This window comes from Nonomuraea sp. NPDC003214, assembly GCF_053590035.1.
Genome location: NZ_JBSFSX010000005.1, coordinates 506,889 through 522,083, shown reverse-complemented (window position 1 = coordinate 522,083; position 15,195 = coordinate 506,889). Strand labels below are relative to the sequence as shown.

At 74.0% G+C, this 15,195-nt stretch carries 15 protein-coding genes; 8 read left to right on the top strand and 7 right to left on the bottom strand.

Annotated elements, in window-relative coordinates; translation table 11 throughout:
- Nucleotides 1-16: 16 nt before the first annotated feature.
- A complete protein-coding gene (locus tag ACWDXC_RS18170; RefSeq protein WP_449983032.1) occupies nucleotides 17-1,000 on the bottom strand; it encodes an MBL fold metallo-hydrolase in 984 nt (327 codons plus the stop codon).
- A 53-nt stretch (nucleotides 1,001-1,053) separates the two neighbouring features.
- Between ACWDXC_RS18170 and ACWDXC_RS18165 the strand changes: the two genes are divergently transcribed.
- On the top strand, nucleotides 1,054-1,707 hold the full coding sequence (locus tag ACWDXC_RS18165) for a TetR/AcrR family transcriptional regulator (RefSeq protein ID WP_449983030.1): 654 nt from the start codon (nucleotides 1,054-1,056) through the stop codon (nucleotides 1,705-1,707).
- Between the two features lie 17 nt (nucleotides 1,708-1,724).
- On the opposite strand, the gene ACWDXC_RS18160 is transcribed toward ACWDXC_RS18165, so the two are convergent.
- The 5 genes from ACWDXC_RS18160 to ACWDXC_RS18140 all read right to left on the bottom strand — a co-directional run bounded on the left by ACWDXC_RS18160 (nucleotide 1,725) and on the right by ACWDXC_RS18140 (nucleotide 5,719).
- Entirely contained in the window at nucleotides 1,725-2,429 is a 705-nt protein-coding gene (locus tag ACWDXC_RS18160) for an energy-coupling factor transporter transmembrane component T (RefSeq protein WP_449983027.1), read from the bottom strand.
- The gene (locus tag ACWDXC_RS18155; RefSeq protein WP_449983024.1) at nucleotides 2,426-3,847 is read right to left on the bottom strand and encodes an ATP-binding cassette domain-containing protein; all 1,422 of its coding nucleotides are present in this window, start codon (nucleotides 3,845-3,847) and stop codon (nucleotides 2,426-2,428) included. The genes ACWDXC_RS18160 and ACWDXC_RS18155 overlap by 4 nt, the downstream gene beginning before the upstream one ends.
- Entirely contained in the window at nucleotides 3,844-4,455 is a 612-nt protein-coding gene (locus ACWDXC_RS18150; RefSeq protein ID WP_364181231.1) for an ECF transporter S component, read from the bottom strand. Before ACWDXC_RS18150 ends, ACWDXC_RS18155 begins: the two co-directional genes overlap by 4 nt.
- A gap of 59 nt (nucleotides 4,456-4,514) precedes the next feature.
- Complete coding sequence (locus ACWDXC_RS18145; protein WP_357593590.1) at nucleotides 4,515-5,093, bottom strand: TetR/AcrR family transcriptional regulator; 579 nt, start codon at nucleotides 5,091-5,093, stop codon at nucleotides 4,515-4,517.
- A gap of 80 nt (nucleotides 5,094-5,173) precedes the next feature.
- On the bottom strand, nucleotides 5,174-5,719 hold the full coding sequence (locus ACWDXC_RS18140) for a GNAT family N-acetyltransferase (protein WP_449983021.1): 546 nt from the start codon (nucleotides 5,717-5,719) through the stop codon (nucleotides 5,174-5,176).
- A gap of 55 nt (nucleotides 5,720-5,774) precedes the next feature.
- Here ACWDXC_RS18140 and ACWDXC_RS18135 point away from each other — a divergent pair, with 55 nt between their 5' ends.
- Nucleotides 5,775-6,389 carry a TetR/AcrR family transcriptional regulator gene (locus ACWDXC_RS18135; protein ID WP_364181240.1) on the top strand — a complete coding sequence of 205 codons (615 nt, stop codon included), beginning with the start codon at nucleotides 5,775-5,777 and terminating at the stop codon, nucleotides 6,387-6,389.
- On the opposite strand, the gene ACWDXC_RS18130 is transcribed toward ACWDXC_RS18135, so the two are convergent.
- Entirely contained in the window at nucleotides 6,378-7,025 is a 648-nt protein-coding gene (locus ACWDXC_RS18130) for a GntR family transcriptional regulator (protein WP_449983018.1), read from the bottom strand. The two genes, ACWDXC_RS18135 and ACWDXC_RS18130, sit on opposite strands and share 12 nt — an antisense overlap.
- A 125-nt stretch (nucleotides 7,026-7,150) precedes the next feature.
- Between ACWDXC_RS18130 and ACWDXC_RS18125 the strand changes: the two genes are divergently transcribed.
- Genes ACWDXC_RS18125 through ACWDXC_RS18100 form a run of 6 tightly spaced genes read left to right on the top strand, consistent with a single transcriptional unit; the run spans nucleotide 7,151 to nucleotide 15,194 of the window.
- Entirely contained in the window at nucleotides 7,151-9,115 is a 1,965-nt protein-coding gene (locus ACWDXC_RS18125; RefSeq protein ID WP_449983015.1) for a beta-galactosidase, read from the top strand.
- Complete coding sequence (gene gcvPA / locus ACWDXC_RS18120; RefSeq protein ID WP_449983012.1) at nucleotides 9,112-10,437, top strand: aminomethyl-transferring glycine dehydrogenase subunit GcvPA; 1,326 nt, start codon at nucleotides 9,112-9,114, stop codon at nucleotides 10,435-10,437. The genes ACWDXC_RS18125 and gcvPA overlap by 4 nt, the downstream gene beginning before the upstream one ends.
- The gene (gcvPB, locus tag ACWDXC_RS18115) at nucleotides 10,434-11,975 is read left to right on the top strand and encodes an aminomethyl-transferring glycine dehydrogenase subunit GcvPB (RefSeq protein WP_449983009.1); all 1,542 of its coding nucleotides are present in this window, start codon (nucleotides 10,434-10,436) and stop codon (nucleotides 11,973-11,975) included. Before gcvPA ends, gcvPB begins: the two co-directional genes overlap by 4 nt.
- Entirely contained in the window at nucleotides 11,972-13,120 is a 1,149-nt protein-coding gene (locus ACWDXC_RS18110) for an ATP-NAD kinase family protein (RefSeq protein WP_449983005.1), read from the top strand. Before gcvPB ends, ACWDXC_RS18110 begins: the two co-directional genes overlap by 4 nt.
- Nucleotides 13,117-13,872 carry an SDR family NAD(P)-dependent oxidoreductase gene (locus ACWDXC_RS18105; protein ID WP_449983002.1) on the top strand — a complete coding sequence of 252 codons (756 nt, stop codon included), beginning with the start codon at nucleotides 13,117-13,119 and terminating at the stop codon, nucleotides 13,870-13,872. Before ACWDXC_RS18110 ends, ACWDXC_RS18105 begins: the two co-directional genes overlap by 4 nt.
- Before the next feature lie 41 nt (nucleotides 13,873-13,913).
- Nucleotides 13,914-15,194, top strand: a complete 1,281-nt coding sequence (locus ACWDXC_RS18100) for an ABC transporter substrate-binding protein (protein ID WP_375071921.1) — start codon at nucleotides 13,914-13,916, stop codon at nucleotides 15,192-15,194.
- Nucleotide 15,195 lies beyond the last annotated feature (1 nt).

Here is a 15,195-nt window from a genome sequence, read left to right as displayed (position 1 = left end):
GACACGCACCGTGAGGTCACCCGGTGTGCACGCGGTAGGTGACGAGGACGTTGAGGCGGTGCAGCTCGCGCACCGCGTGGAGGAAGCGCGGACGGGCGATCTCCGGCGGCAGCTCGTACGCGGCCAGGCCGTCGAGGAGCGAGCCGGGCAGGCCGCGCTCGAACGGGTCCGTGCACGCGGCGTAGGTCTCCTCCAGCCTCAGCCCGGCGCGGACGGCCTCCGCCACCTCGCTCTCCAGCCGTTCCAGGTACGTGATCAGCTCAGCGAGGGCGACCGGGGCGCTGCCGACGGGGCCGTGGCCGGGGACGATCCGTTCCAGGCCGGGCAGCGCGTCCCGCATCCGGCGCACCGCCGCCAGGTAGGGTCCCGGGCCGCCCTGCAGCAGCATGGCGATGCCGCCGACGGCCACGAAGTTGCCGGTCCACGCGGCGCGGGCGGACGGCACGTGGACCACGGTGTCGCCGGGTCCGTTGCCCTGCCCGAACCAGTGCAGCCCGACCACCTGGCCGCCGAGGTCGATCTCACAGGAGGAGTCGAAGACGAGCTCGGGCCTGCGCCACGTGGTGACCTCGTCGAGCAGCGCGTCGTCGCCGTACATGCTCTCGGCGCGCATGGCCTTCTCCCGGCCGAGGTCGGTCATGGCGTCGCGGTTGGCCCGGTGGGACACGATGGTGACGTCGGCCGGGAAGGCGGCGTTCCCGAACGTGTGGTCGCCGTGGTAGGTCGTGTTGACCAGGTAGCGCACGGGAGCCGGGGTCAGACCGGCGGCGAGGCGCTGGATCTTGCGGGCGATCCCCGGCGTGATGCCGGAGTCGATCACCAGGGCGGCGTCCGTGCCGGCGATGACGCCGCTGTTGTCCTTGGGCGGCAGGTTGGCCATCAGCGCGTGCACGCCGGGGGCGAGCTCGCGCGGGACGAAGTCGAGCCCTGCGGGCGTCAGATTGGGTCCCTGGAATCCGGGCGGCCGTTCGGCGATCTCGCGGTCGAAGGTGACGTTCATGCCCACTGAAACTAAGCGAACGTTCGATTATTTGCAAGCGATAGAGTGGGGGCATGAACCGGCCAGCACCCCGCCGGCGTCCCGGCCGCCCCGCCAAGGCCGACGCCGGCGACACCAAGGCGGAGCTGCTGCGCGCCGCGCTCACCCTGTTCGCCCGGCACGGCTACGCCGGCACCTCCGTGCGCGCCATCGCCCGCGAGGTCGGGCTGAGCGAGAGCGTGCTGTACGCGCACTTCCCCGGCAAGCAGGCGATCTTCGAAGCCGCCCTGGCGCTCGGCGGGCCGCACATCACGGTCGCCGCCATCGCCGGGCTCGACGCCACGCCCGCGGACTCCCCCGCCGCCTACGTGCGCGACCTGGCCGCCGCCGTCCTCGACGCCTGGGACACCCCCGAGGGCCGCCGGCTCGCCAGCCTCGCCGCCCGCGACGGGCTCATGCACGACCCCGCGCTCGCCGACGCCATCGACGCCTCCCTGGAGCACCTGGCCGGGCTGTTCCGGCGCTGGCTGGACGACGGGCTGATCCGCGACGACCTGGGCGACGCGGACGACCTCGCGTACGCGTTGCTGTCGCCCATCGCGCACGCCCGCGTGCTGTGGCTGCACGACGACGCCACCCCCGCCCAGCGCGGCAAGGCCCGCGAGCGCGCCCTGCGCCACGCCGACCTGTTCGCCCGGGCCGTCACGCCGCCGGCGGCGCGCGGCTGACGGCCGCCCGGCGGCGTTCAGCGTACGAAGAGGGCCCCCACGGCGTGGGGCACGGCGGCGAGGGCGACGCCGGCGAGCAGCACCGCGGTGTCGGCCTTGGTCCACGGCGCGGGCTCGGCCCAGCTGCGGGTGCGGGCGCGGGCGAACCCCCGTGCGTCCATGGCCACGGCCAGGCCGGTGGCGTCGCGCAGGGTGGCGACGAGGAGCGCGAACGTGATCGACGCCGCGTACCGCGCACGCGAGACGGGCCCCCGGCCGGGCCCGGAACCGCGGGCCCGCCTCGCCCGGGCCAGCTCGTGCCAGGTCCGGCCGAGCTGGTCGAAGCGGTGCAGCGCGGCGGCGAGCGAGACCGCGAACCGGTGCGGCAGCCGCAGGCGCTGGCCGAGCTGCCCGGCCAGCGCCGCCGGGTCGACCAGGGGCGCCACGGCCGCTCCGGGAAGCGCGAGCACGACGATGCGGAGCCCGGCCACGACGGCGGCCTCCAGGTGCCGGCCGCCGAGGAGCCAGCTGGAGTACGCGACCGAGAGGGCCCCGGCGGCCACGGCGGCGAACCGGGCGGGCGGACCGGAGCGCGCCGGGAGCAGGATCACGCCGGCGACCAGGTAGCAGCCGAGGGTGATCACCGCGCCGGTGAGGTCCCGGATGCCCAGGGACGCGACGAGGGCCAGCAGGCTGACGGCGATGAGCACCAGCGGGTTGACGCGCGCCAGGACGCCGGTCACCGGGCCCGCCCCGGGTCGAGGGCGTGCCGGTGGTCGGCGAGCCCGATCAGGTGCGGGTCGTGGGTGGAGACCGCGACGGTGGCGCCGCCGCGGGCGCTCGCGCTCACCCACCCGGCGACGGCGGCCCAGGTGTGGCGGTCCTGCCCGACCGTGGGCTCGTCGAGCAGGACGAGCGGGGGCCGGTGCGCGAGGGCGGCGGCGAGGGCGAGCCGCCGCTGCTCGCCGCCGGAGAGCCGGTACGGGCTCGCGTCGGCGAGCGCGGTGAGGCCGAGCAGGTCCATGATCGCCTCCGGGTCGACCGGGATGCCGAGCCGCGTGCCGGTGTGCGCGATCTCGGCCCGGACGGTGGCGGCGAGGAACCCGTGCTCGGGGTGCTGCGGCACCCACCCGGCGAGGCGGGCGAGCGCGGCCGACCGCAGCCGGTGCGGCGGCGCGGGCAGCCCGGTGATCTCGCCCCGGGCCGGGCGGACGAGGCCGGCCAGCGCCGCGACCAGCGTGGACTTGCCCGCGCCCGACGGGCCCGTGAGCACGGTGGTCCGGCCCGGGGGGAGGGTGGCCGTGACGGCGTCGAGCGCCGTCACGGTGACGGTCCCGCGCAGGCGGCGGACGGTGAGGTCGACGCCGAGCTCCCGCGTGCGCACCGTCGGCCCCGGCCCGCCGGGCGCGACCAGGGCGTCCGCGACCGGCTGCGGCCGGGGCGGCGGCAGGTCCGGCATCCAGATCCCGGTGTGCACGAGCGGTCCGGTCAGGTCGCGGAAGGCGGTCGGGCTTACGGCGTGCGTGATTTCGCCGGCCCGGCCGAGGACGACGATCCGGTCGAGGTGGGGCAGCCAGGGTCCGATGTGGTGGTCGGCGACCACGAGTGAGACGCCGGTGCCGGCCAGGCTGTGCGCCACCGCGGCCCGCACGGCCGCGGCGGCGGCGGGGTCGAGCATCGAGGTGGGCTCGTCGAGCAGCATGAGTCCCGGTCGCAGCGCCAGCACGCCGGCGAGGGCGAGCCGTTGCAGTTCGCCGCCGGACAGGGCGGAGGTCGGCCGGTCCACCGGGTAGGTGAGGCCGACCCGTTCGAGGCTGTCGTGCACGCGCCGCCAGATCTCGTCCCGGGGCATCCCGGCGTTCTCGGGGCCGAAGGCGACGTCCCGGCCGATGCGGTCGGCCACGACCGCCGCGCCGGGATGCTGCAGCACCAGGCCGATGCCGCCGTCGACCAGCACCTCTCCGCTCCGCCTGCCGGGCACGGCCTCGCCGAGCACGCCGGCGAGCGCGTGCATGACGGTCGTCTTCCCCGCGCCGCTCGGGCCGACGAGGCCGACGCGCTCCCCGGCCCCGATGTCGAGGTCGAGTCCCTCGACGACCGGCGCGGGCCGGCCGAGCGGCCACCAGCCGAAGCCGCGCAGCCGGGCGCGTGCCCGGCTCATCGCAGGCGCGCCGCGGCGCGATCGTGGTGCTCCCGCCCTGGTCCGAAGGCGTCCAGCGCCCCGGTCCGCGCCAGCGAGCGCACCACCGCCCAGCCGCCGAGCCCGGCGACCAGGGCTCCCGAGACGCCGAAGAAGCCCAGGTGGGCGAGCCTGTAGCCGAGCGCCCATTCGGGGTAGTACACCGCCCACTCGTACAGGGCCTCGCCGGCGGCCGCGACCGTGCCGGCGAGCATCGCCACCACGGGCCCGAAGCGCCGGTAGAGGAACAGGGCGAGCACGAGCTCCGCGCCCGCGCCCTGGATGGCGCCGGAGATCACGTTGGTGAACCCCCAGCCGTTGCCGAGCAACGCCTCCACCGAGGAGGCCACCACCTCGGTCAGCAGCGCCGCCCCCGGCTTGCGGACGATCAGCCCGCCGAGCAGGCCGCCGAGCAGCCAGGCGCCGCCGAAGATCCCTTTGCTCGGCGGGAACGCGAACGCCGCGGCGCCGCTCAGCACGTGATAGAGCTGGTCCCAGCCCCAGAACACGACGCCGACCGCGACACCGAGCATCACGACCGTGACCAGGTCGATCGTGCGATACCGCAGCCGAGCCGGGTTGTCCAACATTGCGGGCACCTTCCTTCGCCGGACGCCGTCCATCGCCGGCGCCGGCGTTCCTTGCGTGATCAGTGGGGGTCGAGCCCGAGCAGCCGCAGCGCGGCGGCGGCCTGCTCGCGGGCGCGGCTCTCGGTGGGGGCCGGGAGCAGGCCGAGCAGGCGCCGGCGGTGCGGCTCCCCGAGCAGCAGCGCGAACAGGGCCTCCGCAAGCGCCGGGTCCGGCTCGGGCAGCCGGGTGAGCAGCGCCGCGACGTACTCGTCCGGGCCCTCGCGGTAGAACCTGGCCGCGAGGCCCGGGAACGCGCCTGCCTCGGCGATCATGAGCCGGTGCAGCCCGACGGCCTCGTCGGAATGCAGCGTGAACACGATCCGGGTGGCGAGCCGCGCCAGCGTCTCGTCCTCGCCCGCGACGGGCTCCAGGGTGCGCCGGCGCAGCCGCTCCACGGCGGCGGCGAAGATCTCGGGCTTGTCGCCGACGTAGGAGTAGACGGTGCGCTTGGTCACCTTCGCGGCGGCCACCAGCCTGTCGATGGACATGCCCTGGTAGCCGTCGGCGACGAACAGCCGCACGGCGGCGTCCAGGATCTCGTCGCGGCGCCGTTCCCGCTCGTCCGCGGTGGGCCGGCCCCGCTTGCGCTCCACGACCACCGTGCCCTCCTTCGTCAGCCTGTAATGAAACGGTACGGGTGTCATTATGGGACAGCCGTGACCGGCCGCCGCCGCGGGGGTCAGGGGGCGGGCCACTCGTCGGCGAGGATCGACCAGACCTCGCTGTCGTGCCGCACCCCGCGATACGGGTAGCGTCCGCGCAGCACGCCGTCGCGGGTCATGCCGAGCCTGCGCGCCGCCGCGATGCTGCGCGCGTTGCCGGGCGAGACCCACCACTCCACCCGGCTCATCCCGCGCCGCGTGAACGCCCAGTCGATGAGCGCGCGGCAGGCCCGGTTGACCAGGCCGCGGCCCGTGCCGGCCGCCTCCAGCCAGCAGCCGATCTCGCACACCCCGGTGGCGGCGTCGAAGCTGGTGAACATGACGCCGCCGACCAGGACGCCGTCGAGCCAGATGCCGTAGATGCGGCCGCTGTCCTGGGCCTGCCTGTCGGCGTAGCGCTGCAGGACGGCCGTGGCGGAGGCGAGGTCGATGCTCTGCGACGCCCACGGGATCCACGGATCCACGTCGGGGCGCGCCCGGTCGATGTGGGCCAGGAACTCCTCGGCGTTCCAGGGTTCCAGGGGGCGGAGCTGGGCGTCGTCGCCGAGCGGCAGTGCGAACACGGGCAACCTCGATCTCGGGGGTACGTAACGAGCGTTCGGTATGTAAGCTAGCACCATGCCGCCCGCACCCGGAGACCGCGACGCCCGCCGCGAGGACGTCTCGCAGGCCGTCTGGCGCATCCTGGCCGCTCACGGGTTCGGCGGGCTGACCCTGCGGGCCGTCGCCGCCGAGATGGGGGTGTCGACGGGGATGCTCATGCACTACTTCCCCACCAAGCGGGCCCTGGTCGGGCACGCCCTGCACCTGCTCGAACAGCACACCTCCGCGCGCCCGCGCCGCCCGCGTCCGGCCGAGGGCGCCGCCGCGCTGCGGGCCGTGCTGCTGGACGTCCTGCCGCTCACGCCTGACGACGCCGCCCGCAACCGCGTCTGGGTCAGCTCCTGGGACCTGGCCCTGGCCGACGACGGGCTGCGCGCCGACCAGGCCGGCCGCTACGTCCGCATGCGGGCGGCGATCCGCCCGCACCTGGAGGCCGCGCGCCGTCTCGGCGAGCTGCCCCCGGAGGCCGACCTCGACCGGCTGGCGGCCACGGCGGTCGCGTTCGTCCACGGCCTCGTCGTGCAGGCCCTCTTCGACGCCGAGCGCTTCCCGCCGGACACCCAGACCGCCATGCTGGACGACTTCCTCGCGTCCCTGCTGTCCGAGACCCCCGGCGGGTCAGCCGGTTGAGGGGATGCGGGACACCATGCGCTCCATCCCGTTGACCCAGTTGTCCCGCAGTGCCTGGGCGGCCTGGTCGTGGTCGCCGGCCAGCAGCAGCTCGGCCACCCGGCGGTGCTCGGCGGCCTCGCGCTCCAGGGGCGTCTCGTCACCGGCCAGCACGTGGGCGTAGCGCCGCAGCCCGGCCTTGACGCTGGTGATGAGGTCCAGCAGGCGTTCGTTGCGGCAGCCGCTGAGCAGCAGGTCGTGCCACTCGTCGTCGTGACGCTCTATGACCTGCTGCTCGGCCACCCGGTCGGGGAACTCGCGGGCCAGCCTGAGCAGCTCGGGCGCGACGCGGCGCAGGTGGGCCGGGTCTGACGAGTCGAGGGCCAGCACCTCCAGGGCGGCGAGGATCTCGCACAGCTCCCGGAACTCCTTGCGGCTGACCGGCGCGAAGCGGAAGCCGCGGCCCTGGTTGCTCTCCAGGACTCCCTCGCCGGCGAGGGTGATCAGGGCCTCGCGGAGCGGGGTGCGGCTCACTCCCAGCTCGCCGGCCAGAGCGGCCTCGTTGATGTCGGTGCCGGCGACGAAGTCGCCGCGGTCGATCCTGGCAAGCAGCTCTTCCCTGATCTGCTCGCGCAGCGGTCGCCGCTCGATGGGCATGGCGCTCCTTCGGGGATTAGTGGCGAGGCCGATTCTACCTCTTGACGTGATACAAAATGCTGCACTATGAATTCTGAATACAAAATATCACATGGCTTTGGAACGACCCAGGAAGGAGGCCGGGAGTGGGGCTGACCCGAGTGCCGGGGCTGCTGTTCGGCGGCGACTACAACCCTGAGCAGTGGCCGGAGGAGGTCTGGGCCGAGGACGTGCGGCTCATGGCCGAGGCCGGGGTCACCATGGCGACCGTCGCCGTGTTCTCCTGGTCACGCCTGGAGCCGAGCCGGGGATCGTACGACTTCGGCTGGCTGGACCGGGTGCTCGGCCTGCTGCACGAGCACGGCGTGGCCGCCGACCTGGCGACCGCCACCGCGACCCCGCCGCCGTGGCTGGTGCGCGAGCACCCCGAGGTCATGCCCGTCGACGCGCGGGGCGTGCGGCTGGAGTTCGGCTCCCGCCAGGGCTACTGCCCCAGCTCGCCGGTCTTCCGCGAGCACGCCGTACGGCTGGCGGCGGCGATGGCGGAGCGCTACGGCGACCACCCGGCGCTGGCGATGTGGCATGTCGGCAACGAGTACGCCGACCACACGCTCGAATGCTTCTGCCCCGAGTCCGCCCGCCACTTCCGCGCCTGGCTGCGCGAGCGCTACGGCGACGTCGGCGGGCTCAACGCGGCCTGGGGCACCTCCTGCTGGGGCCAGCACTACACCGCGATCGACCAGGTGGAGCCGCCGCGCCAGGCGCCCGGCCCGGTCAACCCGGCCCAGCTGCTCGACTGGCGGCGGTTCTGCAGCGACGCGCTGCTGGAGCTGTTCACGGCGGAGCGCGACGTGCTGCGCGAGCGCACCCCCGGCGTCCCCGTCACCACGAACTTCATGAGCATCCTGCACGGCCTCGACTACTGGAAGTGGGCCGAGGCCGAGGACCTGGTGAGCGACGACGCCTACCCCGACCCGGCCGACCCCGACTCGCACGTGGCGGTGGCGCTCAGCTACGACCTGATGCGCTCGCTCAAGGGCCGGCCGTGGCTGCTGCTGGAGTCGGCGCCGTCGGCGGTGTCCTGGCGCGAGGTGAACGTCCCCAAACCGCCCGGCATGATGCGGCTGCACAGCCTTCAGGCGGTCGCGCACGGCGCCGACGGCGTGATGTTCTTCCAGTGGCGCCAGGCCCGCTACGGCCCGGAGAAGTTCCACTCGGCCCTCCTCCCCCACGGCGGCACCGGCACCCGGGGCTGGCGCGACACGCTGGCGCTCGGCGCGGACCTGCGGCGGCTGGCCGAGGTCGCGGGCACCGGCACACCCGCCGAGGTGGCGCTCGTGCTCGGCTGGGACAGCTGGTGGGGCCTGGAGGCGCCGGAGTCGATGCCGTCGGCCCGGCTCAGGCTCAAGGAGCTGCTGCTGTCGTGGTACCGGCCGCTGCACGCCCGGGGCGTCGCCGTGGACCTGGTCCCGCCGGGCCGCGACCTGTCGGGCTACCGCGCCGTCATCGTGCCGAACCTCTACCTGTGCACGGACGAGCAGGCCAAGGCGCTCGCGACGGTCACCGGCGAGCTGGTCGTGGGCCCGTTCAGCGGCGTGGTCGACGAGGCCGACCAGGTGCACCCCGGCGGCCCGCCCGGCCCGCTGCGCGACCTGCTCGGCGTGGACGTCGAGGAGTTCTGGCCGCTGCCCGACGGCGTCACCCAGCGGGTGCGCCACGCGGACGGCGGCACGGGCCAGGCCCGCACCTGGGCGGAGTGGCTGCGCCCGCGCGACGGCGCCGAGGTCCTGGCCCGCTACGAGGGCGGCGACCTGGACGGGCTGCCCGCCGTCGTCAGGAAGGGCTCGGTCACGTACGTGAGCTGCCTGCTCGACGACGTGACGCCGGTGCTCGGCCGCGTCCTGCCGGGCGTGGCGTCGATCGACGTGCCGCCGGGCGTCGAGGCCGTCCGGCGCGAACGCCACCTGTTCCTGCTCAACCACACGACCACCCCGCGACGGGTCACGCTGCCGGAGCCCGGCACGGACCTGCTGACCCGGACCCGCATGCGCGGCGAGATCGAGCTCGCGCCGCGCGACGCCGTAGTGCTCAGGATCGAAGGAGACACGTGACGCACCCGTACATCCCGAACGCCGAACCCGGCGTGCGGGCCGAGATGCTCGCCGCGATCGGCGCGGCGAGCGTCGAGGAGTTCTACGCCGACATCCCCGCCGAGCTGCGCCTGAACCGGCCGCTCGACCTGCCCGCGCCGTTCGTCGCCGAGCAGGACCTGGTCCGTCACATGGAGGGCCTGCTCGGCCGCGACACCGGGACGGACCGGGCGCTGAGCTTCCTCGGCCACGGCTGCTACCCGCACTACGTGCCCGCGGTGTGCGACGAGGTCAACTCCAGGAGCGAGTTCCTGACCGCGTACGCGGGCGAGCCGTACGAGGACCACGGCCGCTTCCAGGCGCTGTTCGAGTACGTCAGCATGATGGGCGAGCTGCTGGAGATGGACGTCGTCAACGTCCCCACCTACGACGGCTTCCAGGCGGCGGGCACCGCGCTGCGCATGGCCTGCCGCTACACCGGGCGGTCGAAGGTGCTGGTCAGCGCCGCGATCAGCGCCGACAAGCTGAGCAAGCTGCGTGACTTCCTCGCCCCGGACGTCGAGGTGACGCTCGCCCCGGTCGGCCGCGACGGCGAGATCGCGGTGCCCGGCCTCGACGGCTCGTACGCGGCGATCTACCTGGAGACGCCGAACGTCTACGGCGTCGTCGAGACGCGCGGGCGCGAGCTCGCCGACCTGGCGCACGCCCACGGCGCGCTGCTCGTGGTGGGCGCCGACCCGATCTCGCTCGGCGTGCTGGCGCCGCCCGCCTCGTACGGGGCCGACATCGTCTGCGGCGACATCCAGTCGCTGGGCATCCACCAGAACTACGGCGGCGGCCACGCCGGCTACATCGCCACCCACGACCACGAGCCGCTGGTGGCGGAGTTCCCGTCGCGGCTGTTCGGCATCGCGCCGACCAAGGTGCCGGGCGAGTACGGGTTCGGCGACGTCTTCTACGACCGCACCTCCTTCGCCCACCGCGAGGACGGCAAGGAGTGGGTGGGCACCGCCGCCGCGCTCTGGGGCATCACGGCCGGCGTCTACCTGGCGCTGATGGGCCCGCAGGGCATGCGGGAGGTCGGCGAGACCGTCCTGGCCCGCACCCGCTACGCCATGGACGCGCTGGCCCGGCACGTCACCGTGCTGCACCCCGGGGCCGTCCACTTCCGCGAGTTCGCCGTCGAGGTGCCCTCCAGCGCGGCCCTGCTCGCCGGGCTGCGCGAGCGCGGCATCTACGGCGGCGTCCCGCTCGACGGCACCACCGTCCTGGTCTGCGTGACCGAACGCCACTCCATCGCCGACATCGACCGGCTCGCCGCAGCCGTACAGGAGACGCTGTGAACCCCGCGGAGTCCTTCGCCAAGCTCCCCGTCGCCCCCAAGCCGCCGCTGCGCCGCTTCCACCAGGCGCGATGGGACGAGCCGATCATCTTCGAGCTGTCGTCGCCGGGCCGCCGCGGCGTCGCCGTGCCCGAGCCGGGCGCCCCGGCCGTCGAGCTGCCCGACGGGGTGCGCCGGGCGGAGCCGCCGAAGCTGCCCGAGATGTCGCAGCTGCACGTGCTGCGCCACTACCTGCGGCTGTCGCAGGAGAACCTGGGCGTGGACCTCAACATCGACGTCGGCCAGGGCACCTGCACGATGAAGTACAGCCCGAAGGTCAACGACCGCTTCGCCGGGATGGTGGCGGAGCTGCACCCGCTGCAGCCCGAGGAGACCGTGCAGGGCGTGCTGGAGCTCTACTGGCGGCTGGAGCGGATGCTGGCGGAGATCTCCGGGATGGCCCGGGTCTCGCTGCAGCCGGGGTCGGGGTCGGCGGCCATCTACGCCAACATCGCGATGATCCGCGCCTACCACGCCTCGCGCGGCGAGAGCCACCGCGACCAGGTCATCACCACGATGTTCTCGCACCCGTCGAACGCGGCCTGCGCCAAGACCGCCGGGTACGAGGTGATCACGCTGATGCCGGACGCCGAGGGGCTGCCGGACATCGAGGCGCTGCGCGCGGCCGTCGGCCCGCGCACCGCCGCCCTGATGATCACGAACCCGGAGGACACGGGCATCTTCAACCCGCGCATCCAGGAGTTCGTCGACCTGGTGCACGAGGCGGGCGGGCTGGCCTGCTACGACCAGGCGAACGCCAACGGCATCCTGGGCATCACCCGGGCCCGTGACGCCGGGTTCGACCTGTGCCACTTCAACCTGCACAAGACGTTCTCCACGCCGCACGCATGCGGCGGGCCGGCGGCGGGGGCGTGCGGCGTCTCCGAGGAGCTGGCGCCGTTCCTGCCCGGCCCGGTCGTCGGCTTCGACGGCGAGACGTACCGGCTGGAGACGCCGGCCGCGTCGATCGGGAAGGTGCGGCCGTTCCTGGGCGTCACCCCGAACATCGTCCGCGCGTACGCGTGGATCATGGCGCTGGGCGCCGAGGGGCTGCGGCAGGTGGCCGAGACGGCGGTGCTCAACAACAACTACCTCATGCACCGCATCCTCGACATTCCCGGCGCTTCGGCGCCCTGGGGGCGGCGGCGGGTCGAGCAGGTGCGCTACTCGTGGCAGGAGCTCACCGAGGAGACCGGGGTGCACTCCGAGGAGATCGGCGTGCGGGCCGCCGACTTCGGCGTGCACTACTGGACGAGCCACCACCCGTACGTGGTGCCCGAGCCGTTCACGCTGGAGCCGACCGAGTCGTACTCCAAGGAGGACCTCGACGAGTACGCGGCCATCCTGGCGCACGTGGCGTCCGAGGCCCGCAGCGACCCGGCCTTCGTCAAGGAGGCCCCGTACAACCAGACCGTCCACAAGATCGACATGACGTCGCTCGACGACCCCGCGGAGTGGGCGCCCACCTGGCGCGCCTACGTGCGCAAGCACCTGGCATGACCGGGCAGCCGGCGATCGGGCTGGTCGTCAACCCGGTCGCCGGGCTGGGCGGCGCGGCCGGGCTCAAGGGCAGCGACGGCGCCGCGGCGCAGCGCGCGGCCCTGGCCAGGGGCGCGGTGCCCAGGGCGGCCGAGCGGGCGGCGCGGGCCGTGCGCGCCCTGCTGGCCCGCCGCCCGGGGGCCCGCCTGGTCACGGTGCCGGGCCCGATGGGCGAGCACGCCGTCCGCGCCGCCGGCGGCGCCTGCGCCCTCGTCCGGCCCGGCGGCGCGGACGCCCCGGCCGTGACCACGGCGGAGGACACGCGGCGGGCCGTGGCGGCGCTGGCCGGGGTGGACCTGCTGCTGTTCGCGGGCGGCGACGGCACCGCCAGGGACGTGCTGGACGCGCTGCGCGAGCTGGGCGACCAGGCGCCGCCCGTGCTCGGCGTGCCCGCCGGGGTCAAGGTCTACTCGGGCTGCTTCGCCGTCAGCCCCGCCACGGCGGGCCTGGTGGCGGCCGGGTTCCGGCCCGGCCCCACCGCCGAGGCCGAGGTCGTCGACCTGGACGAGGACGGCTACCGGCGCGGCCTGGTCGGCCCCCGCCTGTACGGGACCGTCCGCGTCCCGCGGGCCCGCACCGCCTTCTCCGGCCGCAAGACCGGCTCCTCCGGCACTCCCCCGGCCACGGTCGGCGCGATCGCCCGCGAGGTCGTGTCCCGGATGCGACCCGGCGTCCGGTACGTCCTCGGCCCCGGCGCCACCACCCGGGCGGTCGGCGACGAGCTGGGGCTGACCACGACGCTGCTCGGCGTGGACGTGGTCGGCGACGGCCGGCTGATCGCCGCCGACGTGCCGGAAGCCGAGCTGTTCGGCCTGGTCAGGCCGGGGAAGACGGTGGTGGTGCTGTCGGTGATCGGCGGGCAGGGATTCGTCCTGGGCCGGGGCAACCAGCAGATCTCGCCCCGGGTGCTCAGGGCCTCCGGGGCCACGCTGCTCGTCCTGGCCACCCAGCCCAAGCTCGCCGCGCTGAACGGCCGCCCCCTGCTCGCCGACAGCGGCGACGAGGACCTCGACAGAACACTGAGCGGGCACGTCCGGGTGATCACCGGGCACCGCGAGAGCACGATCTACCGCCTCAGCGCGGCAAGTGAGGAGTACGACGGATGAACACGCTCGACGGCAAGGTCGCGATCGTCACGGGCGGCGCGTCCGGCATCGGCCGCGCCACGGCCCTGCTGTTCGCCCGCGAGGGCGCCCGCGTGGTGGTGGCCGACATCGACGGGCCCGGCGCGGAGGCGACGGCGGCGGCGATCGAGGAGGCGGGCGGCGCCGCCGTGGCGGTGCGCGCCGACGTGTCGGCCTCCGACGACTGCCGCGAGGTCGTCCGCACGGCCGTCGACACGTTCGGCGGCCTGCACGTGCTGTTCAACAACGCCGGGATCATCCGCCGCACCACGGCGCTCGACCTCGACGTGGAGGAGTGGGACCGGGTCATGGCGGTCAACGTCAGGTCCGTCTTCCTCATGTGCAAGCACGCCGTCCCGGCGATGACCGGCGGCGGCTCCATCGTGAACACCGGCTCCGGGTGGGGGCTCAAGGGCGGCGGCAACGCCATCTCCTACTGCGCCTCCAAGGCCGCCGTGGTGAACATGACCCGCGCCCTGGCCATCGACCACGCCGCGGCCGGCATCCGCGTCAACTCCGTCAACCCGGGCGACACCGACACGCCGATGCTGCGCGACGAGGCGCGCCAGCTCGGCGAGGACTGGACGGCCTTCCACGCCGACGCCGCCGACCGGCCGATGGGCCGCGCCGGCAGCCCCGACGAGATCGCCCAGGCCGTGCTCTTCCTGGCGAGCGACGCCGCCAGCTACGTCACCGGGTCCGCCCTCGTCGTCGACGGCGGCGGGCTCGCCTGACCTCCCCACCCCCCACGCACAACCCCCCGAAGGAGTCCACCATGAGGCGTGCCCTCGCAATCCTGGGCGTGCTCGCCCTCGCGACCACCGCGTGCAGCGGCAGCGGCGGCGGGAACGTCCCCGGCACCGGCGACGGCCCTGTCACCGTCCGCTGGTCCACCTGGGGATCGGCCGAGGACCTGAAGCTGTACGAGGCGTTCACCCAGGACTTCCAGAAGCGCCACCCGAACATCCGGCTCAAGCTGGAGTCGGTCGCCAAGTACGAGGACTACCACCCCAAGCTGCTCACCCAGCTCACCAGCAAGACCGCGCCCGACGTGTTCTTCGTCGGCGACGACAACGTCGGCAAGTTCGTCGCCGCGGGCGTGCTCTCCCCGCTCAACGACAAGCTCGCCGGGCCCTCCTCCAAGAGCCGCCCGGACGACTTCTTCGAGGGCGTGTACGGCGGCGCGAAGAAGGACGGCCAGATCTACGGCGTCCCCAACGACACCAACCCCGAGGTGCTCTGGTACGACAAGAAGGCGCTCAAGGACGCCGGCATCGCCGAGGACCCCGCCGCCCTGCACGAGGCCGGCCAGTGGACGATGGACACGTACCTGGCCATGAACGCCAAGCTCAAGGCCGCGGGGAAGGCCGGCTCCATCTTCTGGAACTGGTACGGCTCCACGTACTCGATGATCAACGGCTTCGGCGGGAAGGTGTGGGACGGCGGTAAGTTCGTCGCCGCCACCGACGCCAAGTCCGTGGAGGCGCTGCGCACGCTGGCCAAGGGCTACCAGGACAAGACGTTCCTCAGCGCCGACCTGCTGCCCGCCAGCAACGGCGCGAGCACGCAGTTCCTCAAGCACAAGGTGGGCTTCTACGCCGGCGGCCGGTGGATGATCGACTCGCTGAAGAAGGGCGGCGAGCTGGCCGACTACGACATCGTGCCGTTCCCCTCGCCCGACGGCAAGCCGATGCCGGGCGCCGTCGCCGCCTCCTACCTGTCGATCAACAAGGAGACGAAGCTGCCGGAGGAGGCGTTCACGTTCCTGACGGAGTTCGTCAGCAAGGAGGGCCAGCTCATCCGGCTCAAGAGCGGCGGCGCGGTGCCGTCGATCAAGGGCGCCGAGCAGATCGTGCTGGCCGACGGCTACCCGGCGCACGCGCAGACGTTCCTCGACGTGCGTGACACCGGGTTCGCGAACTACCCCGAGGAGGTGGCCGTGCCCGGTCTCACCGCCGCGATCAACGAGCACCTGATGAAGGTGTGGACCGGCAAGGTGCCCTTCGACCAGGGCATGACCGAGCTGGGCTCGCTCGTCGAGAGCAAGCTGGGCTAGC

What these genes read in the sequence shown, in the direction of transcription:
- ACWDXC_RS18170 (WP_449983032.1), bottom strand. Translation starts at nt 1,000, where the DNA reads ATGAACGTCACCTTCGACCGCGAGATCGCCGAACGGCCGCCCGGATTC.
- ACWDXC_RS18165 (WP_449983030.1), top strand. Translation starts at nt 1,054, where the DNA reads ATGAACCGGCCAGCACCCCGCCGGCGTCCCGGCCGCCCCGCCAAGGCC.
- ACWDXC_RS18155 (WP_449983024.1), bottom strand. Translation starts at nt 3,847, where the DNA reads ATGAGCCGGGCACGCGCCCGGCTGCGCGGCTTCGGCTGGTGGCCGCTC.
- ACWDXC_RS18150 (WP_364181231.1), bottom strand. Translation starts at nt 4,455, where the DNA reads ATGTTGGACAACCCGGCTCGGCTGCGGTATCGCACGATCGACCTGGTC.
- ACWDXC_RS18135 (WP_364181240.1), top strand. Translation starts at nt 5,775, where the DNA reads ATGCCGCCCGCACCCGGAGACCGCGACGCCCGCCGCGAGGACGTCTCG.
- ACWDXC_RS18130 (WP_449983018.1), bottom strand. Translation starts at nt 7,025, where the DNA reads ATGCCCATCGAGCGGCGACCGCTGCGCGAGCAGATCAGGGAAGAGCTG.
- ACWDXC_RS18110 (WP_449983005.1), top strand. Translation starts at nt 11,972, where the DNA reads ATGACCGGGCAGCCGGCGATCGGGCTGGTCGTCAACCCGGTCGCCGGG.
- ACWDXC_RS18105 (WP_449983002.1), top strand. Translation starts at nt 13,117, where the DNA reads ATGAACACGCTCGACGGCAAGGTCGCGATCGTCACGGGCGGCGCGTCC.
- ACWDXC_RS18100 (WP_375071921.1), top strand. Translation starts at nt 13,914, where the DNA reads ATGAGGCGTGCCCTCGCAATCCTGGGCGTGCTCGCCCTCGCGACCACC.